Here is a 22,229-nt window from a genome sequence, read left to right as displayed (position 1 = left end):
GGCGCCTGGCATCGAACCGGAACAAACTGGTACTCCTCCTGAGGCCGTCGCAGAACCCAGGGAGCTCACTCATGCCCGAGGCCCCGCGCCAGGACAGCAGCACGCAACCGACCGACGAGGAACTGCGCACTCTGGACGCCCACTGGCGGGCCGCCAACTACCTGGCGGCCGGTCAGATCTATCTGCTGGCGAACCCCCTGCTGACCGAGCCGCTGCGGCCCGAGCACATCAAGCCGCGGCTGCTGGGCCACTGGGGCACCTCGCCCGGGCTCAACCTCGTCCACACACACCTCAACCGGGTGATCAAGAACCGGGCGCTGGACGCGCTCTGTATCTGGGGCCCGGGCCACGGTGGTCCGTCGGTGCTCGCCAACTCCTGGCTGGAGGGCAGCTACAGCGAGAAGTACCCGGACGTGACGCGGGACGCGCAGGGCATGGAGCTGCTGATGCGGCAGTTCTCGTTCCCCGGCGGCGTGCCCAGCCACGTCGCCCCGGAGGTGCCCGGCTCGATCCACGAGGGCGGCGAACTCGGCTACTCCCTCGCCCACGCCTACGGCGCCGCCCTCGACCACCCCGGTCTGCTGGTCGCCTGCGTGATCGGCGACGGCGAGGCGGAGACCGGCCCGCTGGCCGGGTCATGGCACGCCAACAAGTTCCTCGACCCCGTCCACGACGGTGCCGTCCTGCCGATCCTGCACCTCAACGGGTACAAGATCGCCAACCCCACCGTGCTGTCCCGCCTCCCGCAGTCCGAGCTCGACTCACTCCTGCGCGGCTACGGCCACGAGCCGATCCACGTCACCGGCGACGACCCGGCCACCGTCCACCGCGCGATGGCCCGGGCGATGGACACCGCGCTCGACCGCATCGCCGAGGCCCAGCGCGCCGCCCGCGAGGAGGGCGTGACCGAGCGCCCGCACTGGCCGGTGATCGTGCTGCGCACCCCGAAGGGCTGGACCGGACCGGCCGAGGTCGACGGCGAGCCGGTCGAGGGGACCTGGCGTTCCCACCAGGTGCCGCTGGCCGGTGTCCGTGACAACCCGGACCACCTGCGCCAGTTCGGAGGCCTGGCTGCGCTCCTACCGGCCCGAGGAACTCTTCGACGCCGAAGGCCGGCCGGTCGCGGATGTCCTGGCCTGCGTCCCCGAGGGCGGCAGGCGGCTCGGCGCCACCCCGTACGCCAACGGCGGGCTGCTCGTCCGCGACCTGCCGATCCCTTCCCTGGACGACTTCGCCGTCCCCGTCGACAAGCCGGGCACGACCCTGCACGAGCCCACGCGCGTCCTCGGCGACCTCCTGGCCCAGGTCATGCGGGACACCGCCGACCGTCGTGACTTCCGCCTGGTCGGCCCGGACGAGACCGCCTCCAACCGGCTCCAGGCCGTGTTCGACGCCAGCGGCAAGACCTGGCAGGCCGAGACCCTCGACGTCGACGAGCACCTCGACCGGCACGGCCGGGTGATGGAGATCCTCTCCGAGCACCTCTGCCAGGGCTGGCTGGAGGGCTACCTCCTCACCGGCCGGCACGGGCTGTTCTCCTGCTACGAGGCGTTCGTGCACATCGTCGACTCGATGGTCAACCAGCACATCAAGTGGCTGCGCACCTCCCGGCGCCTGCCGTGGCGCGCCCCCATCGCCTCCCTCAACTACCTGCTGACCTCGCACGTGTGGCGGCAGGACCACAACGGCTTCTCCCACCAGGACCCCGGCTTCGTCGACCACGTCCTCAACAAGAGCCCCGAGGTCGTGCGGGTCTACCTGCCGCCGGACGCCAACACCCTGCTGTCCGTCGCGGACCACGCCCTGCGCAGCCGTGACTACGTCAACGTCGTCGTGGCCGGCAAGCAGCCCTGCTTCGACTGGCTCTCGATGGACGAGGCCCGGGTCCACTGCGCCCGCGGCGCCGGCATCTGGGAGTGGGCCGGCACCGAGGACGGCTCCCGCGAACCCGACGTGGTGCTGGCCTGCGCCGGAGACGTCCCCACCCAGGAGACCCTGGCCGCCGCGCACCTGCTGCGCCGGCACCTGCCCGAGCTGTCGGTCCGCGTGGTGAACGTCGTCGACCTCGCCCGGCTGCTGCCCCGGGAGGAACACCCGCACGGCATGAACGACTTCGAGTACGACGGTCTCTTCACCACCGACAAGCCGGTGATCTTCGCCTACCACGGCTACCCGTGGCTGATCCACCGCCTGGCCTACCGCCGCGCCGGCCACCAGCACCTGCACGTGCGCGGCTACAAGGAGGCCGGCACCACCACCACGCCCTTCGACATGGTCGTCCGCAACGACCTCGACCGCTACCGCCTCGTCATGGACGTCATCGACCGCGTCCCGCATCTCGCGGTGCGCGCCACGGCCGTACGCCAGCGCATGGCCGACGCCCGCACCCGCCACCACGCCTGGATCCGTGAGCACGGCACCGATCTGCCCGAGGTCGCCGAGTGGAACTGGAACGCCTGAGCCGCGGGGGACGTCTTGTCACCCGGTAGGCTTCCCGTGCTCGCAGGGAAGCACAGGGAAAGGATCAGGCGTTGCACGTCCAGGAGTGGCTCGAAACCGTACCCGCGGTGGCCGTCTACGCACTGGTGGGAGTGGTCATCGGCCTGGAAAGCCTGGGCATCCCGCTGCCGGGCGAGATCATCCTGGTCTCCTCCGCGCTGCTCGCCTCCCAGCACGGCGACATCGACCCCGTCGTCCTCGGCGCCAGCGCCACGGCCGGCGCGATCATCGGCGACTCCATCGGCTACGCCATCGGCCGCAAGGGCGGCCGGCCCCTGCTGGCCTGGCTGGGCAAGAAGTTCCCCAAGCACTTCAGCGAGGGCCACATCGCCACCGCCGAGCGGTCCTTCGAGAAGTGGGGCATGTGGGCCGTCTTCTTCGGCCGCTTCGTCGCCCTCCTCCGCATCTTCGCGGGCCCCCTCGCGGGCGTGCTGCGCATGCCGTACTGGAAGTTCGCCATCGCCAACGTCTTCGGCGGCATCCTCTGGGCAGGCGGCACGACGGCGGTCATCTACTACGTCGGCATCGTCGCCGAGTCCTGGCTGAAGCGCTTCTCGTGGCTGGGCCTGGTGGCGGCGGTCCTGGTCGGCCTCACGTCGATGCTGGTACTCAAGCGCAAGGCGAAGAAGGCCCAGCCCCTAACCGCTGCCGAGTGAGACGCCCGGCTGCTACGCGTGCACCTCACGATGCGCCTTCGCCAGCTCGGCGTACATCGTGCCGTTGAGGGTGACTCCCTGCCGTTCCTCCTCCGACAGCTCCCGCCGGACCTTCGCAGGGACCCCCGCCACCAGCGACCCGGGCGGCACGACCATGCCCTGCGGCACCAGCGCCTGCGCGGCGACGAGCGACCCGGCCCCGATCACCGCCCCGTTGAGAACCGTCGCCCCCATACCGATCAGGCAGTCGTCCTCGACGGTCGCCCCGTGCACCACCGCGTTGTGCCCGATGGACACCCGCTCACCCACCGTGACGGGAAACCCCGGGTCGGCATGGAGGGTGCAGTTGTCCTGGACGTTGCTGCTCGCCCCGACGGAGATGGTCTCGACGTCACCGCGCAGGACGGCCCCGTACCAGACACTCGCGCCCACACCCAGCGTCACGTCCCCGATCACCGACGCCGTCGGCGCCACGAACGCCGTCTCGTCGATCTCCGGGTCCCTGCCCCCGATGCCCGTGATCATCGCCCGCTGCCCCATGCCCGCCTCCAGAAAACGTCGTAGACAACGCGCAAACCGTACGGCACTCGGTGGGGCGAAGATCACAGGCCTCCAAGGCCGCGGGGTGGGCTACCGCTGAGTACCGTGACCTCGTGCCGAAGCGCAAGAACACGTTCTCATCCTGGCGGCGGGGCCTCGCGCAGCGCGCTGTCCACGCGGGCTGGGCCTGGGTGCAGCGCACGGGCTCCGTGACCGCCGAACATCCCGGGCGTTACCGATTCGGCGCGATGGGAACAGGTAGCAGACTCGCTTTCCCGCTCGGCACGGTCTTCGGCGAACCCTGGATCCACCTGGGCGCCCACTGCATCATCGGCGAGCAGGTCACCCTCACCGCGGGCCTGATGCCCGACCTCGACCTCGGCCCCGACCCGATCCTGCGCATCGGCGACGGCGTCGTCCTCGGCCGCGGCAGCCACGTCATCGCGGACACGACGGTCACCATCGGCAGCGACTGCTACTTCGGTCCGTACGTCTACGTCACGTCCACGAACCACTCCTACGACGACCCGCACGAGCCCATCGGCAAGCAGTGGCCGCGGATGGAGCCGGTGGAGATCGGTCCCGGCTGCTGGATCGGCACGGGCGCGGTGATCCTGCCGGGTGCCCGGATCGGGCGGAACGTGGTGGTGGCCGCGGGCGCGGTCGTCCGGGGCCGGGTGCCCGATCACTCCGTGGTGGCGGGCGCGCCGGCGCGTGTCGTACGGCGCTGGACACCGGCCGACGGCTGGCAGCCGCCGCTGCGCACACCGCCGCCGGTGCCGATACCGGAGGGCGTCACCCCCGAGCAGCTGTGCGCCCTGTCGGGCCTGGACGAGGAGACGGCGGCCCGGCTCGCCGAGCCGGCTGAGGAGGCGGCGGCCGGACTGGCCGAGCTGGAACCGGGATCCTGAACCGCCCCCGGCCGGCTCAGCCCGACGCCAGCAGAACCGTCCCCACCAGGGCCAGCCCCGCACCCGCGGCCTGCACCGCCCGCAGCCGCTCGCGCAGCACACCGCGCGCGGCCACGGCGGTCACCACCGGGTAGAGCGAGGCGAGCACGGCGGCGACGGTGACCGGGCCGTGCTGGGCGGCGATCGAGTACGTGCCGTTCGCGGCGACATCCGCGAGGCCGACGAAGGCCAGCGCCGGCAGGGAGCGCCACGGGAAGCCGTCCGCCGGAAGGGCGGGCGCCCCGCGCCGCACCGACACGTACAGCGCCAGTCCGCCGGCGGCGACGTTCGTCACCCGCTGCACGAACAGCGCGAGGAACAGCCCGGTCAGCGTGGTCGACGCCTCGGCGATCAGGGCCATCACCGCGCCGAAGCCGAAGGCCGCGAGGAGGGTCAGGGCGATGGCCTGGCGCTGCACGGGGGCGCCGCGGAACTGGGGGCCGCCGGCCAGGCAGACACCGGCGACGGCGACCAGGATGCCGACGAACTGGAGCGCGCCCGGGCGCTCGCCCAGGACCAGGCCCACGCCGACCGGCACGGCCACCCCGATCGAGCCCAGCGGCGAGACCACGCCCATCGGGCCCAGCGCGAGCGCCTTGTAGAAGGCGAGCATCGCCACCGGCCCGACCAGACCGGCGGCCACGGCGAACCACAGCTGCGGCCCCGCCTCGCTCCAGCCGCCCGTCGCCACCACGACCACACCCAGCACGACCACCGCGATCGTCTGCGAGACCACGACGACCGTCAGCGCGGGCGTGCGCCGGGTCAGCAGTCCGCCGCCGAAGTCGGCCAGTCCCCACAGCAGGCTGGTGGCCAGGGCGAAGAGCGCTGTCATGGGACGGATGCCTCGCAGTACAGTTCGGTGAACGATCAGGTCAACCACACCGTAGTGCAGTGCGTTGCACTATGTCATACAGAATATTGGACGGAATGTGTCGGACCTCGACCTGCTGACCCAGTCCCTGGCGCGCAGCGTCAAGCACTGGCGCGCGGTGCGCGGCTTCACCCTGGACGTGCTCGCCGCCCGGGCGGGTGTCAGCCGCGGCATGCTCATCCAGATCGAGCAGGCCCGCACCAACCCCAGCCTCGGCACCGTCGTCAAGATCGGCGACGCGCTCGGCGTCAGCATCACCACCCTCCTCGACTACGAGCAGGGCCCGAAGGTCCGCATCGTCCCCGCGGAGCAGGCCGTACGGCTGTGGCACACCGAGGCCGGCAGCTACAACCGGCTGCTCGCGGGCACCGAGGCCCCCGGCCCGCTTGAGATGTGGGACTGGCGGCTCATGCCCGGCGAGAGCAGCGCGTCGGACCCGCACCCCGCCGGCACGATGGAACTGCTCCACGTCACGGCCGGGGAGCTGACCCTCACCGTCGACGGCGTGGAGCACCGCGTCCCCGCCGGCGCGAGCGTGTCCTTCGAGGCCAACCTCCCGCACACGTACGGCAACACCGGCGACGTGCCGATGGAGATGATGATGGCCGTCTCGGTGCCGCCCGTGACCTGAGACGCCCGGTCCGAGAGCGGCCCGGTGTTGTTAGCGTGCGACCATGCGCGCACCCATCGGACACTTCGACGACGCCCGTCCGGCCCCCGCCTGCCTCGACGAGCTCACCGGCCCGGTCGCCGACGCCGTGCGCCACTGGCAGGGCAGCGTCCCCGCCGACCAGATCCTCTACGTCGACACCGACCCGGAGTGGGCCGACACGGCCACCTTCGTGGAGCACTACGGCCGCGACCTGCTGGAGCGGTCCGCGAACTGCGTGGTCGTCGCGGGCAAGCGCGGCGGCGAGTCCACGCTCGCCGCGTGCGTGGTGCTGTCCACCACCCGGGTCGACGTCAACGGCGTCGTACGCCGCCAACTCGGCGCCCGCAAGGCCTCCTTCGCCGCGACGGACACGGCGACCGGGGAGACCGGCATGGAGTACGGCGGCATCACCCCGCTCGGACTGCCCGGCGGCTGGCCCGTACTGGTGGACGCGGCCGTCGTCGACCTGCCGTACGTGCTGGTCGGCAGCGGCCGGCGGCGCGGCAAGCTGCTGGTGCCGGGCAAGGCGTTCGCGGAACTGCCGGGCGCGGTGGTGCTGGAGGGGCTCGGGGTTGTCTGAGGGACAGCACACCTAGGCCGTCGCGTGGTGGGCCAGCGACAGATGCGGGTCGGCCTCGCCCGGGGCCGGTTCCGGGTCGGCGTGGACCAGGGCCGCGGTGAGCCGGGGTACCGCGTGCAGCAGCGCGTGCTCGGCGTCGACGGCGATGCGGTGGGCCTGGCGTACGGTCACGTCGCCGTCCACCACGACCGCGACCTCGGCGCGCAGCCGGTGACCGATCCAGCGCAGCCGCAGCTCGCCGACCCCGCGCACCCCGGGGACCTCGCTCAGCGCCCGCTCGGCCCGGTCCACCAGGGCCGGGTCGACGGCATCCATCACCCGGCGGAACACCTCCCGCGCGGCGTCCCGCAGCACCAGGACGATCGCCGCCGTGATCGCCAGCCCGACGATCGGGTCGGCCAGTTGCCAGCCCAGGGCCGACCCGCCGGCACCCAGCAGCACGGCCAGTGAGGTGAAACCGTCGGTGCGGGCGTGCAGTCCGTCGGCGACCAGCGCGGCCGAGCCGATCGCACGGCCGACGCGGATGCGGTAGCGGGCCACCCACTCGTTGCCCGCGAACCCGACGAGGGCGGCCAGCGCGACCGCCGGTATGTGCTGGACCGGGCGCGGGTCGAGGAGGCGGTCGATCGCCGTCCACCCGGCGAAGGCCGCCGACGCGGCGATCGTCAGCACGATCACCAGACCCGCCAGGTCCTCGGCCCGCCCGTAGCCGTAGGTGAAACGCCGCGTGGCCGCGCGCCGCCCCAGCACGAAGGCGATCCCGAGCGGCACGGCGGTCAGCGCGTCCGCGGCGTTGTGCACGGTGTCCCCGAGCAGCGCAACCGAGCCGGAGGCGGCCACCACGACCGCCTGCGCCAGCGCCGTCACCCCGAGCACCGCGAGCGAGACCCACAGCGCCCGCATCCCGCGGGCCGAGGACTCCAGTGCCGGGTCGACCTTGTCGGCCGTCTCGTGGGAGTGCGGGGTGAGGAGGTGGGAGAGGCGGTGGCGGAGGCCGGTGCGGGAGTGGTGGTGTGGATGCTCGTGCCGGTCGCTCACGTGAGTCCCCTTCCGGTGCGTGCGAGTGGACGTGCCCACGCCCATGGGGCCATTATGTGCGTATGAGCGCACGCATGCACCTATCATCTGCGCACGATGCGCATCCGCGCAGCCCCGGCGAGGAACAGTTCGCGCTCGCGGCCGAAATCCTCGCCCTGCTCGGTGACCGCACCCGGCTCACCCTGCTGCATGCGCTGGCCGAGTCGGAAGCCGACGTCACGACCCTCACGGAGAGGTGCGGGGCGGCCCGGCCCGCCGTCAGCCAGCACCTGGCGCGACTGCGGCTCGCGGGCCTGGTGAACACGCGCAAGGAGGGCCGCCGGGTGATCTACTCGCTCCGCGACGGCCATCTGCGCCGGCTCGTGGACGAGGCGCTGAACGTGGCCGACCACCGGCTCAGCGACCGGCCCGTCCACGACTGAGTCAGTACCGCGCGGCCGTCCCCAGGTACTGCTCGGCAAAGGCGGCGGCCGCCGCGGGCGACGTGAACAGGCGGCGCAGCCGGGCAAGGGCGGTGCCCGCGCGGAACGGGTCACCCGCTGCCGTGCCGTGGTACACCTCGGACAGCCACTGCGAGAACTCCTGGTAGTCCCACACCCGCCGCAGGCACGCCTGCGCATAGCCGCCGAGGCCGCTGTCGTCCCCGCCGGTCAAGCAGGCAACCAGAGCGTCACCGAGCAGGAAGGCGTCGTGCAGGGCGAGGTTCATGCCCTTGGCGGCGATGGGGGCGGCCAGATGGGCCGCGTCACCGGCGAGGAAGAGCCGGCCGAACACCATCGGCTCGACCACGTAGTCGTGCATGTCCAGCACGCGCTTCTCGATCAGCCGCCCCTCCGTCAGCGGCGGCACACCGGACGCCCCGAGCCGCTCCTGGAGCTCCGCCCAGACGCGTTCGTGCGGCCAGTTCTCCGGGTCGTCGCCCGGCGGGCACTGGAGGTAGTAGCGGGTCACCTCCGGGCTGCGGGGCATCTGCCCGGCGAACCCCTTGGCGTGGCAGCCGAACAGCACGCAGTCCGCGGACGGCGGCGCCTCGGCGAGCAGGGCCAGCCAGCCGATGCCGTAGTCGTGCCGCGCGACACGGACCCGCTCCGGCGGCAGGGCGGCCCGCGTCACCCCGCGCGCCCCGTCGCAGCCGGCCACGAAGTCGCAGTGCACGACCCGGTGTTCACCCGTCTGCGGGCAGGTGTACGACACCGTCGGCCGGTCGGTGTCGATGTCGTGCACCCGTACGTCCCGGACCCCGAAGCGGATCTGTCCGCCGCGTACGTCGGCGTACTCGCGCACCAGGTCCGTCACCAGCAACGGCTGCGGGTAGACGAAGTGGTGACTGCCGGTCAGCTCGCCGTAGGGGAACCGGTACCGCTCGCCGTCGAAGCGGAACTCGCACGCGGTGTGCAGCTCCGCACGGTCCAGCAGGTTCCGGGCGAGGCCCCGCTTCTCCAGGCCCCGCACGGCCCATTCCTCGATGACTCCGGCCCGGGGCCGCTGTTCGATGAACTCCCGGGTCTCGGTCTCCAGCACCAGGCAGTCCACCGACGCGGCCCGCAGGATGTTGCCGACGGTCAGCCCCGCGGGACCGGCGCCCACGACGACGACCGGAAAGTGTTGCGGGGCGCCGGAGTTGGGGGGCGGGGCGGCTTGGGTCATGCGCTCATTATGGAGGCGCCGGCCGCGCGTGGCCGGTGTCAGTGGACGGGCGTCTCGATGACGGCCACCTCCCCGATGCTCCGCTCGATCTCCTCCGGGCTGGACGCCGACGCCCGGGCCCAGTAGTAGATCGCCAGGGAGAACACCGTGATGACCGCGATGTCCCACCACAGCGCGATGTGTCCCTGACCGCCGAAGCCGCCCTGCCAGGAGATGACGCCCATGCCCAGCAGGTAGACGGGCAGCCACCGGGCGGCCCTCCAGTCGAGCCGGGGTGCGTCGGGCAGGCCCTTGCGGGTGGCGTACCAGGCGTATCCGCCGAGCAGGACGTAACCGAGGACGATGGCCACACCGAGCCGCCACAGCGTGTCCCAGGTCGACCAGTAGATGATGAGGTTGGCCACCACGAACGACAGCGGGGAGACGACGTTCCCGCCGGGCAGGCGGTAAGGCCGTTCGCGGTGGGGCAGGCGGTCGGCGAAGACGCCGTACGCCAGTGGGGCGCCCGCGTACATCAGCACGCTCGCCGAGGTGATGAAGCCGACCAATTGCTGCCAGCTCGGGAACGGCAGGAAGCAGACCACGCCGGTCACGAAGGAGACGATCAGCCCGAACCAGGGCACGCCGCGCGCGTCGGTGCGCGTGAAGATCTTCGGCGCGTAGCCGTTGCGGGCCAGACCGTAGGAGACGCGGGAGGTGGCGGTGGTGTAGATCAGTCCGGTGCCGCCGGGTGAGACGACCGCGTCCAGGTACAGCACCACGCTCAGCCAGCCGAGCCCCAGCAGGGTGGCCAGTCCCGCCCAAGGGCCGCTGAGGCCGGGGTAGTCGAGCTTGGCCCAGCCGTGCGCGAAGGCGGTCAGCGGCAGGGCGGCGATGAAGACGATCTGGAGCAGGACGTAGATCGCGGCTCCGATGGCGACCGAGCCGAGCGTCGCGCGGGGCAGGTCACGGGCCGGGTCGCGGCTCTCGCCCGCCAGCTGGATCGCCTGCTCGAAGCCCAGCAGGGCGAAGATGATGCCGCTGGAACTGACGGCGCTCAGCACGCCGTGGGCACCGAAAGGCGCGAAGCCGTGCTCGGTGAAGTTGCCCGGGTGGAAGTTGCCGGCCGCGATGATGAAGATCGCGGCCAGCGGCACGGCCACCTTCCACCAGGTGGCGGCGCTGTTGGTGTGCGCCAGGATCCGCACGCCGAGGAAGTTGATGACGACGAACACGGCCATGAGGACGACGGCGACGACGAACCCGCTCGTCGTCAGCGTCCCGTCCTCGGCGTGCTGGAAGCCCTGGGCCCAGTGCCAGTGCCCGGCGTAGCCGATCATGGCCTCGACCTCGATCGGGGCCACGGTCGCCGCCTGGAGCCAGGAGAACCAGCCGAAGGACATGCCGGCGAGACCGCCGAACGCGTAGTGCGGATAGCGCGCAGTGCCGCCCGCGACCGGGAACATGCCGCCGAGTTCCGCGTGCACCAGTGCCAGCAGCACGATCGCGACCGCGCCGATCAGCCAGGACAGGATCGCCGCGGGGCCGGCCGCCACGACCGCCTTCTCGGCGCCGTACAACCAGCCGGAGCCGATGATGGAGCCGACCGACGCCCACATGAGGCCGATCAGTCCGACATCCCGGCGGAGGCCGTCTCTTACCATGAATTCAAGGGCCTCTCATAAATGAACTCGGAGAGTTCGGCGAGCAAGAGGCCTCAGATTAGGAATCGATTATCCGGCGGCAGAAGGCGAGTTGCGCAGCCTTGACCGGGCGCGGGTATTTCCTGGGAAGTGTTTCAGGAATTCTGTAGGCGGCGATGAGGAATCGTTGAGGTCACTGCCCGAGCCGGGGGATCTCGATCGCCGGGCAGCGGTCCATCACCATCTCCAGTCCCGCGGCACGGGTCCGGTCGTACGCCGCCTCGTCGATGACGCCGAGCTGGAACCACACCGCCTTCGCGCCCTTCGCGGCCGCCTCGTCCGCGACGGCTCCGGCGAGATCGCTGTTCACGAACACGTCCACGACGTCCACGTCGAAGGGGATGTCCGCCAGACTGGCGTACCCCTGCTCGCCGTGCACCGTCTCCGCCTTCGGGTGCACGGGCACGACGCGCTTGCCGTAGCGCTGGAGCACGGCGGCGACGCCGTACGCCGCGCGCTGCTCGTTCGACGACAGGCCCACCACGGCCCAGGTGTCGCCGAGCCCGGTGAGGATCCTGCGGACCGTTGCCTCGTCGCCGTACACCGGCGGCCTCCTCGAAAGTCGCGGAAGAACTGTCGTCCGCACAACGACGGACGGTGCGCGGTGATTCCCCGGCGCCCTCCGTGATAGCTTGCCGAGGCCAGTCGAACCCATGTACGTGGGTCAGGGAATCCGGTGCGAATCCGGAACTGACGCGCAGCGGTGAGGGGGACGGGCGGGGCCTCGGCCACTGGACGGCGTGTGACGTCCGGGAAGGCGCCCCGTACCGGACGAACCCGAGTCCGAAGACCTGCTGGCGGCCCCCGCGGCGGTCCGCGGCGGGGGAGCACCGTACGACCGGGCTCCGCGATCGAGCCCTCGACGACTGAGGACTGGTTTCCGTGCCCCTCGCCCGACCTGCCCGACCCGCCCGTGCCGCCGTCCTGCTCGCGGCCGGCTCCCTGCTCCTGACCGGCTGCGGCGACTCGAAGGCCACCGCCGAGAAGGCCGCCGTCACCCTCGACAACTGCGGGCACGAGGTACGCGTCGAGGCCGCGCCGCGACACGCCGTCTCCCTCAACCAGGGCACCACCGAGATCCTGCTCTCCCTCGGCCTCGCCGACCGCCTCGCGGGCACGGCCACCTGGACCGACCCGGTGATGAAGGGGCTGGCGAAGGCCAACGCGAAGGTGCCGCGCATCTCCGACAACAACCCGTCCTTCGAACGGGTCCTGGACGCCGGCCCCGACTTCGTCGCCGCCTCCTTCGTCTCCACCCTCGGCAAGGGCGGCGTCGCCACCCGCGAGCAGTTCGAGAAGCTCGGCGTGCCCACGTACGTCTCCCCGTCGGACTGCGCCGGCAAGGACAACTCCGGGGGCGGCGACGGCGCGCGCGCCAAGGCGCTGGGCATCGACACCGTCTACGGCGAAGTACGCGACCTGGCGACCGTGTTCGGCGTGCGGGAACGGGGCGACAAGCTCGTCGCCTCCCTCCAGCGGCGCATGGCCAAGGCCACACGGGGCGTCGACGCCTCCGACGTCACCCTCCTGTACTGGTTCGCCAACTCCGAGTCGCCGTACATGGCGGGCTGTTGCGGAGCGCCCGGCGTCATCACGCGGGCCCTCGGCGCGAAGAACGTCTTCGACGACACGCACGAGGAGTGGCCGCAGATCAACTGGGAGACGGTCGCCGAACGCGACCCCGACGTCCTCGTCATCGGCGACCTCACCCGCAAGTCGCAGACCGCCGAGTCGGCCGCGAAGAAGATCGCCTTCCTGGAGTCCAACCCGGTCACCAGGAACATGGAGGCGGTCAGGCACAAGCGGTACGTGCTGCTCAGCGGGCAGGCCATGAACCCGACCATCCGCACGGTCGAGGGAGTGGAGAAGGTAGCCGCCGGACTGCGCGAGTTCGGGCTCGTGAAGTGACGGTCCGCGGACCCGCGCTCGGTGTCGCGGGCGCCTTGCTGCTGGTGGTCTCCCTGGCCCTGGCGATCACCGTCGGCCCGGCCGACATCCGGGTCGCGGACGTCTGGTCCGCCGTCGCGGCCCACCTCGGACTCGGCAGCTCGGACCTCACGCCCATCCGCGACGGGATCGTCTGGCAGCTGCGACTGCCGCGCACGCTGCTCGCGGCCGTGTGCGGGGCCGGACTGGCCGTGTGCGGGGCGGTGATGCAGTCGCTGCTGCGCAACCCGCTCGCCGACCCCTTCGTGCTCGGGGTGTCCTCCGGCGCCTCCACCGGCGCGGTCGTGGTCGTCGTCCTGGGCGTGGGCGGCGGCGCCGTCTCGGTATCCGCGGGAGCGTTCCTCGGCGCCCTGGTGTCCTTCGCGCTGGTGCTGCTGCTCAGCCACACACTCGGCGGCACGACCGACCGGGTCGTCCTCGCGGGAGTCGCCGCCATGCAGCTCTTCTCCGCGCTCACCTCCTTCATCGTGATGACCGCCGCCGACGCCGAGACGACCCGGGGCGTGCTGTTCTGGCTCCTCGGCTCGCTCGGCGGCGCGGGCTGGACCGACGTGTGGCTGTGCCTGGCCGTCCTGGCCGTGACGCTGGTGGTGTGCCTGTCGCACGCCCGAACCCTCGACGCCTTCTCCTTCGGGCAGGACGCGGCGGCGGCCCTCGGGGTGTCGGTGGCCCGCACCCGCCTGGTGCTGCTGTGCGTCACGGCCCTGCTCACGGCCGCGCTGGTCAGCTCGGCCGGGGCGATCGGCTTCGTCGGGCTGGTCCTGCCGCACGCCGCGCGGGCCCTGGCCGGTCCGGGGCACGTCCGGCTGCTGCCGGTCACCGCACTCGCCGGTGCGGTGTTCCTGGTGTGGGTGGACACGCTCGCCCGTACGGTCCTGGATCCGCAGGAGGTGCCGGTGGGAGTCGTGACGTCGCTGATCGGCGTGCCGGCGTTCGTGGCGGTGCTGTACCGGACACGGAAGGTGCGGTGAGCGGGGTGGAGGCGGCGGTGAGCGGTGCCGGGCTGCGCGCCGAGAGGGTCGGTCGCCGGGCCGGCGGGCGCCTCGTCCTCGACGGTGTCGTCCTCGCGCCGGAGACCGGCTCCACCGTCGGCGTCCTCGGCCCCAACGGCTCCGGCAAGTCCACGCTGCTGCGGCTGCTGGCCGGGTTGCTCACGCCGACCGCCGGAGTCGTCACCCTCGACGGCACGCCACTGGGCGACCTGCCCCGGCGTACGGTCGCCCGCCGCCTCGCCGTGGTCGAGCAGCAGGCGGACACACAGGTCGAGTTGACGGTCGCGGAGGTCGTACGGCTGGGCCGCGTGCCGCACCGCCGGGCCTGGACGCCGGCGTCGCCGGACGACGAGCGCGCGGTGCGTGGCGCCCTGGAGCGCACCGGCCTCGCCGACCGCGCCGACCAGCCCTGGCACACCCTCTCGGGCGGCGAACGCCAACGGGTGCAGATCGCCCGCGCGCTCGCCCAGGAACCCCGCGAACTCCTCCTGGACGAGCCGACGAACCACCTCGACATCCACCACCAGCTCGACCTGCTCGCCCTGGTCACGGGCCTGCCGGTCACCACCGTCGTGGCCCTGCACGACCTCAACCTCGCGGCGATGTACTGCGACCAGGTCGTCGTCCTGAGCGCGGGTCGGGTCGTGGCGGGTGGTGCTCCGGGCGATGTCCTGACGGAGGAACTCATCGCCGAGGTGTACGGGGTGCGGGCCGCCGTCAGCTGTGAAGGCCCCGAGCGGCGGCCCCATGTGCGGTTCCTGGGGACGCTGGGCTGAGCGGGCCGTGGGCATTCGCGCCATGGGGCCTGACCGACTGATGCCTCCCTGACCGACCGAGGACTCCTCGATGGACGGTCTCCGCCCTGTGACATGGTCTGCCCGGCACGCCATTGGTGGGGCGTTCCCGCCACGATGGCCGGAAAAGGCCGCACATGCCTGCGTGTGCCCGCCCACCCGGCCTACGCTCGCCTCGTGCTGCGCATCATCGACGCCCGTACCGGCGAGCCGGTCCACGCCGCTCCGGCCCGCCGGGGCCTGACCCGTGTCGAGGCGCACGCGCCCGGCTCCGACGCGACGAGTCTGCGGGTGCTGCTCGTGGCGGACCTGCTCGTGCGGGCGCTGGAGATCGGCGGCACACCCGTGTGGGCCCTGCTGACCGGCGGGAGCCGGCAGGCGGAGCTGCGCGCGGACGCCGCGGCCCTCGGCATCCGCCCCTTCGAGGACAGCCCCGATGTCAGCGCCGGACTGGGCGAGGCCCAGGTCGTCCATGTCGCCGCCGCGGGCGGGACCGCCCCGGACGGGGTGCGGATCGCTGTCGCGCCTGTGGAGGTGACGGGGCAGGGCACGTCGGGCGGGGAGCGGCGGGAAGCCGGGACGGCGGACGACGTTTCGGCGGAGCCGGGCCCGCCGGTCGGCGGGATCGCCGAGTCGGGTGGCCCGAGCGGCCGGGCGGCGGAGGAGGATCCGCGAGCTGACAAGTCCTCGGCGTCGTACCCGTCGACCGGCCGGTCGACGGGATCCGGCACGCCGGGCGGTGTCGACCCCACCGTCCTGCGTCTCGCTCTGCTCACGCGGCACCACAGCGCCCCCGTCCGGCTGGAGGCGGCCGTCCTGGAGGAGGCTGGCGCCACCCTCGCCCGCTGGCGCGGCGCGGTCGCCCGTTGGTCCCGAAGTCCCTCGCGCCCCGTCCCCGACGAGGTGCGCGGGCGGTTGCGCGAGGCCTGGGAGGACGATCTGGACGTGCCCCGGGTGCTCGACGAACTGCGGTGGGTGGAGAACGAGCCGGGGCTGCCGGACGGCGCCCGTTTCGAGACGTACGCCTACGCCGACCGGCTGCTCGGCCTCGAACTCACCCGCGACCTGGGAGCCCCGTCATGATCGAGCGCGCCGGAGCGGGCCCGCTGCGCCGACTGGTCGTGCTGCGGCACGCCAAGTCCGCCTGGCCCCTGGACGTCGCCGACCACGAGCGCCCGCTCGCCCCGCGCGGCCGCCGGGACGCACCCGCGGCCGGGCAGGCCCTGGCCGAGGCCGACTGCCTGCCGGACCTCGCACTGTGCTCCACCGCCGTACGCGCCCGCCGGACCTGGGAGCTGGCCGCCGCCGAGTGGGGCACGCCCCCGCCGGTCCGGTACGACCGGCGCCTGTACGCCGCGAGCCCGGCCGGTCTGCTGACCGTCGTGCACGAGGTGTCGGCCGAGGTGGAGACGCTGCTGCTGATCGGGCACAACCCGGGCCTTGAGGAACTGGTCCTGGCGCTCGCCGGTGACGGCCTCGACGACAGCCTGGAACGGGTCCGGACGAAGTTCCCGACGTCGGCCATCGCCGTACTGTCCTGGTACGGCACGACCTGGCAGGCCCTCACGCCCGGCACCGCGCTGCTCACCTCCGTGACCGTGCCCCGGGGCACGAAGAAGTAGCCCCGGGCCCGCGCATAGGCTGACCGGATGCAGGACGAATACCGCACGGTCGCCCGCGCCGGCGTGCACGAGACCGAGGTCAACCGCTCCCGCTTCCTGTGCGCCCTCGCCCCGGCGGCCACCGAGCAGGAGGCGCAGGACTTCATCGCCACGGTCCGCAAGGAGCACGCCGACGCGTCCCACAACTGCTGGGCCTACGTCATCGGCGCCGACGCCTCCGTCCAGAAGGCGAGTGACGACGGCGAACCCGGCGGCACCGCCGGCGTTCCCATGCTCCAGATGCTGCTGCGCCGCGACATGCGGTACGTCGTCGCCGTCGTCACCCGCTACTTCGGCGGGGTCAAGCTCGGCGCCGGCGGGCTCATCCGGGCGTACGGCGGAGCGGTCGGCGAGGCCCTGGACACCCTCGGCACGCGCACCCGCCGCCGGTTCCGGCTGGCCACGGTCACCGTCGACCACCAGCGGGCCGGCAGGCTCGAGAACGACCTGCGTACCGGCGGGCGCGAGGTGCGGGACGTGCGCTACGGGGAGGCGGTCACGATCGACATCGCGCTGCCGGACGCCGACGTGGACGCCTTCCGGGCGTGGCTCGCCGACGCGACCGCCGGAACGGCCGGCTTCGAAGCGGGCGGGGAGGCGTACGGCGACGCCTGACGCGCGGTCAGTCACCTGCGCGGCGGCCCGGGAGCCGGCCCGTGGGGCGTCACCGGCGGTGGAGGGGGACGGCGGCCCGCGGCGCGCCATCGAGGGCGTCGCTTTCCCGTACGCGCTCCGCCCCTCGGCCGGACCGGCGAAGGGGCGCAGCTGAGAAGGGGCGGAGCGGCGGGCGCCGGACCGTCTGCGGCGGAGGGCTACCGGCCGGTGTCGGTGACGGCGGGCTCCTCCGGGTGGACGGTGGCGTCGAAGGGGCCTTGGCCGACCTCGGCCCGCGTATCCGCCGCCGCTTCCGCGTTCGTGGGAACGCGGCCCAGCCGGACGGCGAGCAGTGCCGTGCCGACGGCGAGTGCCGCGAGGACCCAGGCGGTGAGGTCGAAGGCCTCCGCGAAGTCGGCCGTGCCGGTGTCCGGTCCCGGTGCCTGGGGAGACCTCGCCGGGCACTCCCTGGTGACCGCGGGCGCCATCTCCCAGCGGGTCGCACGCGCCGAGCGCGACCACCTGGTCACGCGCCGCCCCGCCCCCGCCCCCGGCCGCAGCTGCTGGAACGCCTGGGCCCGGAGCGGCGCGAGGCACTCGCCGGGTTGCTGCGCGAGCTGCTCGACGACGTGCAGGACGAGCTGAACGCGCGGGGCCTGTCCCATGTCGGGCACGAGTGCCTGGACCCCGCGGGGCAGGGCTGAGCGGGACCGTCGCCGACCAGCTCTCCGAGAAGGACCCGCGTCGGAGCGGCCTGTTCCACGGCATACATGCGGATATTTCCTCTGAATCGACGTCCGATGGGTGGGTCATCCAGAGGTTCGTGAGGGACCAGGTGCCCGCACGGGTTAGCGTGGTGGGTGCTGACAGCGAGCCGTGCCGGCTCGTGCGGGTCGTGGAGCGGTAGCAGGGGGAGACATGCGGGTCGGAGCGGCGTCGTGAGACTGCTGCACACGTCCGACTGGCACCTGGGCCGGTCGTTCCACCGGGTGAACATGCTCGGCGCCCAGGCCGAGTTCATCGGCCACCTCGTCACGACCGTGCGGGAGCATGCCGTGGACGCGGTGGTCGTGTCCGGGGACGTGTACGACCGGGCCGTGCCGCCACTCGCCGCGGTCGAGTTGTTCGACGACGCCCTGCACCGCCTCGCCGACCTCGGCGTGCCGACGGTGATGATCTCCGGGAACCACGACTCGGCCCGCCGGCTGGGCGTCGGTGCGGGCCTCATCGGGCGGGCCGGCATCCACCTGCGGACCGAGCCGTCGGCGGCCGGCACCCCGGTGGTGCTGCCCGACGCCCACGGGGACGTCGCCTTCTACGGGCTGCCCTACCTCGAACCAGCCCTGGTGAAGGACGAGTTCGGTGTGGAGAAGGCCGGGCACGAGGCCGTGCTCGCCGCCGCAATGGGCCGGGTCCGAGCCGACCTCGCCGCGCGGGCGCCCGGCACGCGCTCCGTCGTCCTCGCGCACGCCTTCGTCACCGGCGGCGAACCCAGCGACAGCGAACGGGACATCACCGTCGGCGGCGTGGCCGCGGTGCCCGCCGGTGTCTTCGACGGCGTCGACTACGTGGCGCTCGGGCATCTGCACGGCTGCCAGACCCTCACCGACCGCGTCCGCTACTCCGGCTCCCCGCTGCCCTACTCCTTCTCCGAGGCCGCCCACCGCAAGAGCATGTGGCTCGTCGACCTGGCCGCCGACGGCTCCGTCGACGCCGAGCGCCTCGACTGCCCGGTGCCGCGCGCCCTGGCCCGGATCCGGGGCACGCTGGAGGACCTGCTCGCCGACCCCGAGCTGGCGCGGCACGAGGAAGCGTGGGTCGAGGCCACGCTCACCGACCCGGTCCGCCCGGCCGACCCGATGGCCCGGCTCACCGAGCGCTTCCCGCACACCCTCAGCCTCGTCTTCGACCCCGACCGGACCGAGGACGACCCCGAGGTGTCGTACGCCCGGCGCCTGGCCGGGCGCAGCGACCAGCAGATCGCGGAGGACTTCGTCGCCCACGTGCGCGGCGCCGGACCCGACGCGCACGAACAGGACGTACTGCGGGACGCGTTCGACGCGGTGCGGGCCGACGAGACCGTACGGGAGGTCGCCCGGTGAGGCTCCACCGGCTGACGGTCACCGCCTTCGGACCCTTCGGGGGCACCCAGAGCGTCGACTTCGACGAGCTGTCGGCGGCCGGGCTGTTCCTGCTGCACGGACCCACCGGCGCGGGCAAGACATCCGTCCTCGACGCCGTGTGCTACGCCCTGTACGGCTCGGTGCCGGGCGCCCGGCAGGGCGGAGGACAGGGCACGGCCCTGCGCAGCGACCACGCCGCGCCGGCGACCCGCACGGAGGTCACCCTCGAACTCGCCGTGGCCGGACGCCGCCTGGAGATCACCCGGCAGCCGCCCTGGGAACGCCCCAAGAAACGCGGCACCGGCACGACCCTCGACAAGGCCCAGACCTGGCTCCGCGAGTACGACACCACGGCCGCGACCTGGAAGGACCTCAGCCGCTCCCACCAGGAGATCGGCGAGGAGATCACCCAGCTGCTCGGCATGAGCCGGGAGCAGTTCTGCCAGGTCGTGCTGTTGCCACAGGGCGACTTCGCGCGGTTCCTGCGCGCCGACGCCGAGGCCCGGGGCAAGCTGCTGGGCCGCCTGTTCGACACCCGCCGCTTCGCCGACGTGGAGAAGCGCCTCGCCGAGCGCCGCCGCGCCACCGAAACCCAGGTGCGGGACGGGGACGCCGCCCTGCTGGCCGACGCCCACCGCATGCAGCAGGCCGCCGGCGACGCCATGCGCCTGCCGGACCTGGCCCCCGGCGAACCGGGCCTCGCCGAGGCCGTGCTGGGCGCCGCCGCCGTCGCCCGCAGCACCGCCCGCGAACAGCTGACCGTCGCCGAGTGCACGCTCGCCGCCGCCGAGTCCGCGCAGGCCGCCGCCGGCCGCGCCCTCGACGACGTACGCGAACTCGCCCGACTCCAGCGGCGGTTCACGGAAGCACGGGAACGGGCGGCACTTCTGGAGGAGCGGACGGAGGCCTACCGGGAGGCGCAGAGGCGCATGGAGCGCGCCCGCAAGGCCGAGGCGGTCGCACCCGCCCTGGACCTGCGGGAGACCGCCGACGCCGAACACCGGCGGGCGGCCGCCGCCGAGGCACGCGCGCGTGCCCTGCTGCCCGAGACCTTCACCGACGCGGGCGCGGCCGGGCTCGCGGCCGCCGCCCGCCGGGCCGCCGAGGAACTGGGCGGACTGGACTCGGCCCGCCGCGCCGAGCGGCGGCTGGCCGAACTCCTCGACGAACGCGCCGGCCTGGACCACCAGGAGCGCGCCGACGCCGACGTCCTCCAGGAGGCGGACGCCTGGCTCGACGGCTGGGAGGAGACGCGCACCGCCCTCCAGGCAGGCGTCGACTCCGCGCAGCAGGCCGCCTCCCTCGCCGAACAGCTCGCCGTACGGCGCGAGCCCGCGCGGCAGCGGCTGAAGGCGGCCCGGCTGCGCGACCAGCTCGCCGAGGACACGAACAAGGCCGTCGGGCAGGTCCGCACCGCACAGGAGGAGGCGCTGCGCGCCAAGCAGCACTGGCTGGACCTCAAGGAGCAGCGCCTGACCGGCATCGCCGCCGAACTGGCGGCGAACCTCACCGACGGCGAGCCCTGCGCCGTCTGCGGCGCCACCGAACACCCCGCGCCCGCCCGCAAGGTCGCCGGGCACGTCGACCGCGAGGCCGAGGAACACGCCCTGGCCGCCTACCAGCGCGCCGACGAACAGCGCGCCGACAACGAGCGGAACCTCGGCGTCGTACGCGAGGCGCTGGCCGCCGCCACCGCCGAGGCAGGCGACACACCCACCGAACAACTCGCCCGCGACGCCGAGGAGTTGGAGGACCAGTACGCGCGGGCCCGCCGGGGCGCCGCCGAGCTGCACGCCGCGCAGGAGCGGCTGCGGCAGGCCGGGCACGAGCACGAACGGCGCGTCGCCGCCCGGCAGGAGGCCGCCGTGCGCAGCGCCGCCCGGGTCGGCCACCGGGAGCGGCTGGAGAGCGAACGCGCCGCCCTGGAGGAGGAGCTGGACCGGGCGCGGGGCGCCCTGGACAGCGTCGCCGCCCGGGCCGCCCAACTGGAGCGCCGGACCGCGCTGCTCACGGACGCCGCCGACGCCGCCCGCGCCGCCGAGGACACCGCCCAGCGGCTCAAGGACGCCGATGCCCGGCTCGCCGACGCCGCCTTCCGCGCCGGCTTCGACACCCCGCGGGACGCGGCCGCCGCCCTCCTCGACGACAGCGCCCACCGCGAGCTGCAACGCCGCCTGGACGCCTGGCAGAACGAGGAGGCCGCCGTACGGGCCGTCCTCGCCGAGGCCGACGCCGCGGCCGCCGCCCGGCAGCAGCCCGCCGACCTCGCGTCGGCGCAGCTCGCCGCCGACACCGCGGCCCGCCGGCTGCGCGACGCCGCCTCCGCCCACGACGCCGCCGCCCGGCGCTGCGCCGAACTCGACCGGCTCTCCGCCCGGGCGACCGCCTCCGTACGCCGGCTGGCGCCGCTGCGCGAGGAGTACGACCGGGTCGCCCGCATGGCCGGCCTCACCGCAGGCACCTCGGCGGACAACGAACGCCGGATGCGCCTGGAGTCGTACGTGCTGGCGGCCCGCCTCGAACAGGTGGCCGCCGCCGCGACCGTACGCCTGCGCCGCATGTCGTCCGGCCGGTACACCCTGGTCCACTCCGACGACCGCACCGGACGCGGCCGCAGCGGACTCGGACTGCACGTCGTCGACGCCTGGACCGGCCGCGAGCGGGACACGGCGACGCTGTCGGGCGGCGAGACGTTCTTCGCCTCGCTCGCCCTCGCCCTCGGCCTCGCGGACGTCGTCACGGACGAGGCGGGCGGGGTGCGGCTGGACACCCTCTTCATCGACGAGGGCTTCGGCAGCCTCGACGACCAGACCCTCGACGAGGTCCTCGACGTCCTCGACTCCCTGCGCGAACGCGACCGCAGCGTCGGCATCGTCAGCCACGTGCCCGACCTGCGGCGGCGGATCCACGCCCAACTGGAGGTCGTCAAGGGCAGGTCCGGGTCGGTGCTGAGGCAGCGCGGCGTGGGCTGAGGCACCCCTTACGGCTCCCGTCGGCGCC

Annotated in this window: 20 protein-coding genes, 1 pseudogene and 1 riboswitch; of the genes and pseudogenes, 14 read left to right on the top strand and 7 right to left on the bottom strand. The window is 73.3% G+C overall.

All coding sequences use genetic code 11. The features are described 5' to 3' along the window. The first annotated feature begins 71 nt into the window (after window positions 1–71). Both QC385_RS03095 and QC385_RS03090 read left to right on the top strand, forming a co-directional pair. Window positions 72–2,460, top strand: a pseudogene (locus tag QC385_RS03095) (phosphoketolase family protein). 71 nt (window positions 2,461–2,531) lie between these two features. Next, a complete protein-coding gene (locus tag QC385_RS03090) occupies window positions 2,532–3,155 on the top strand; it encodes a DedA family protein (RefSeq protein ID WP_279539674.1) in 624 nt (207 codons plus the stop codon). A 12-nt stretch (window positions 3,156–3,167) separates the two neighbouring features. On the opposite strand, the gene QC385_RS03085 is transcribed toward QC385_RS03090, so the two are convergent. After that, on the bottom strand, window positions 3,168–3,695 hold the full coding sequence (locus QC385_RS03085) for a gamma carbonic anhydrase family protein (RefSeq protein ID WP_279539673.1): 528 nt from the start codon (window positions 3,693–3,695) through the stop codon (window positions 3,168–3,170). Window positions 3,696–3,808: 113 nt separating this feature from the next. On the opposite strand from QC385_RS03085, the gene QC385_RS03080 reads away from it, so the two are divergent. Further along, on the top strand, window positions 3,809–4,606 hold the full coding sequence (locus QC385_RS03080; RefSeq protein ID WP_279539671.1) for an acyltransferase: 798 nt from the start codon (window positions 3,809–3,811) through the stop codon (window positions 4,604–4,606). Window positions 4,607–4,622: 16 nt separating this feature from the next. On the opposite strand, the gene QC385_RS03075 is transcribed toward QC385_RS03080, so the two are convergent. After that, window positions 4,623–5,480 (bottom strand): DMT family transporter, encoded by an 858-nt coding sequence (locus QC385_RS03075; protein ID WP_279539670.1) that lies wholly within the window; start codon window positions 5,478–5,480, stop codon window positions 4,623–4,625. Between the two features lie 97 nt (window positions 5,481–5,577). Between QC385_RS03075 and QC385_RS03070 the strand changes: the two genes are divergently transcribed. Further along, window positions 5,578–6,150, top strand: a complete 573-nt coding sequence (locus tag QC385_RS03070) for an XRE family transcriptional regulator (protein WP_279539669.1) — start codon at window positions 5,578–5,580, stop codon at window positions 6,148–6,150. A gap of 43 nt (window positions 6,151–6,193) precedes the next feature. Then, a complete protein-coding gene (locus QC385_RS03065) occupies window positions 6,194–6,751 on the top strand; it encodes a YbaK/EbsC family protein (RefSeq protein WP_279539668.1) in 558 nt (185 codons plus the stop codon). Between the two features lie 12 nt (window positions 6,752–6,763). On the opposite strand, the gene QC385_RS03060 is transcribed toward QC385_RS03065, so the two are convergent. After that, on the bottom strand, window positions 6,764–7,834 hold the full coding sequence (locus tag QC385_RS03060) for a cation diffusion facilitator family transporter (RefSeq protein WP_443032827.1): 1,071 nt from the start codon (window positions 7,832–7,834) through the stop codon (window positions 6,764–6,766). Between the two features lie 17 nt (window positions 7,835–7,851). Between QC385_RS03060 and QC385_RS03055 the strand changes: the two genes are divergently transcribed. Continuing rightward, the gene (locus QC385_RS03055; RefSeq protein WP_193508480.1) at window positions 7,852–8,211 is read left to right on the top strand and encodes an ArsR/SmtB family transcription factor; all 360 of its coding nucleotides are present in this window, start codon (window positions 7,852–7,854) and stop codon (window positions 8,209–8,211) included. A 1-nt stretch (window position 8,212) separates the two neighbouring features. Here the strand turns inward: QC385_RS03055 and QC385_RS03050 are convergent, their stop codons facing one another. The 3 genes from QC385_RS03050 to QC385_RS03040 all read right to left on the bottom strand — a co-directional run bounded on the left by QC385_RS03050 (window position 8,213) and on the right by QC385_RS03040 (window position 11,662). Further along, entirely contained in the window at window positions 8,213–9,436 is a 1,224-nt protein-coding gene (locus tag QC385_RS03050) for a 4-hydroxybenzoate 3-monooxygenase (protein WP_279539666.1), read from the bottom strand. 38 nt (window positions 9,437–9,474) lie between these two features. Beyond that, complete coding sequence (locus tag QC385_RS03045; RefSeq protein ID WP_279539665.1) at window positions 9,475–11,079, bottom strand: APC family permease; 1,605 nt, start codon at window positions 11,077–11,079, stop codon at window positions 9,475–9,477. Window positions 11,080–11,251: 172 nt separating this feature from the next. Next, a complete protein-coding gene (locus tag QC385_RS03040; RefSeq protein WP_279539664.1) occupies window positions 11,252–11,662 on the bottom strand; it encodes a CoA-binding protein in 411 nt (136 codons plus the stop codon). 96 nt (window positions 11,663–11,758) lie between these two features. After that, window positions 11,759–11,917, top strand: a riboswitch (cobalamin riboswitch). Between the two features lie 83 nt (window positions 11,918–12,000). Here QC385_RS03040 and QC385_RS03035 point away from each other — a divergent pair. From QC385_RS03035 to QC385_RS03010, 6 genes are all read left to right on the top strand, one after another. Next, window positions 12,001–13,026, top strand: a complete 1,026-nt coding sequence (locus QC385_RS03035) for an ABC transporter substrate-binding protein (protein ID WP_279539663.1) — start codon at window positions 12,001–12,003, stop codon at window positions 13,024–13,026. Then, the gene (locus QC385_RS03030) at window positions 13,023–14,036 is read left to right on the top strand and encodes a FecCD family ABC transporter permease (RefSeq protein ID WP_279539662.1); all 1,014 of its coding nucleotides are present in this window, start codon (window positions 13,023–13,025) and stop codon (window positions 14,034–14,036) included. Before QC385_RS03035 ends, QC385_RS03030 begins: the two co-directional genes overlap by 4 nt. A 17-nt stretch (window positions 14,037–14,053) precedes the next feature. After that, complete coding sequence (locus QC385_RS03025; protein ID WP_443032832.1) at window positions 14,054–14,833, top strand: ABC transporter ATP-binding protein; 780 nt, start codon at window positions 14,054–14,056, stop codon at window positions 14,831–14,833. A 195-nt stretch (window positions 14,834–15,028) separates the two neighbouring features. Then, window positions 15,029–15,934 carry a hypothetical protein gene (locus QC385_RS03020; RefSeq protein ID WP_279539660.1) on the top strand — a complete coding sequence of 302 codons (906 nt, stop codon included), beginning with the start codon at window positions 15,029–15,031 and terminating at the stop codon, window positions 15,932–15,934. After that, window positions 15,931–16,473: a SixA phosphatase family protein gene (locus QC385_RS03015; protein ID WP_279539659.1), complete on the top strand. Its 543-nt coding sequence runs from the start codon at window positions 15,931–15,933 to the stop codon at window positions 16,471–16,473. Before QC385_RS03020 ends, QC385_RS03015 begins: the two co-directional genes overlap by 4 nt. A 27-nt stretch (window positions 16,474–16,500) precedes the next feature. Then, window positions 16,501–17,127, top strand: coding sequence for a YigZ family protein (locus tag QC385_RS03010; RefSeq protein ID WP_279539658.1), 627 nt, complete (start codon window positions 16,501–16,503; stop codon window positions 17,125–17,127). Window positions 17,128–17,324: 197 nt separating this feature from the next. Here the strand turns inward: QC385_RS03010 and QC385_RS43945 are convergent, their stop codons facing one another. Then, entirely contained in the window at window positions 17,325–17,771 is a 447-nt protein-coding gene (locus tag QC385_RS43945; protein ID WP_336621266.1) for a hypothetical protein, read from the bottom strand. Between the two features lie 273 nt (window positions 17,772–18,044). Between QC385_RS43945 and QC385_RS03000 the strand changes: the two genes are divergently transcribed. Together QC385_RS03000 and QC385_RS02995 are read left to right on the top strand one after the other, a co-directional pair. Further along, window positions 18,045–19,208, top strand: coding sequence for an exonuclease SbcCD subunit D (locus QC385_RS03000; RefSeq protein WP_279539657.1), 1,164 nt, complete (start codon window positions 18,045–18,047; stop codon window positions 19,206–19,208). Next, window positions 19,205–22,201 carry an SMC family ATPase gene (locus QC385_RS02995; protein ID WP_279539656.1) on the top strand — a complete coding sequence of 999 codons (2,997 nt, stop codon included), beginning with the start codon at window positions 19,205–19,207 and terminating at the stop codon, window positions 22,199–22,201. The genes QC385_RS03000 and QC385_RS02995 overlap by 4 nt, the downstream gene beginning before the upstream one ends. Window positions 22,202–22,229: the final 28 nt, after the last annotated feature.

It is taken from the genome of Streptomyces sp. DH10 (genome assembly GCF_029813805.1).
In the GTDB taxonomy this organism is placed as follows: Bacteria; Actinomycetota; Actinomycetes; order Streptomycetales; family Streptomycetaceae; genus Streptomyces; species Streptomyces coeruleofuscus.
The sequence above is the reverse complement of the archived record's forward strand: the minus strand, read 5'-3'. Positions and strand labels throughout refer to the sequence as shown.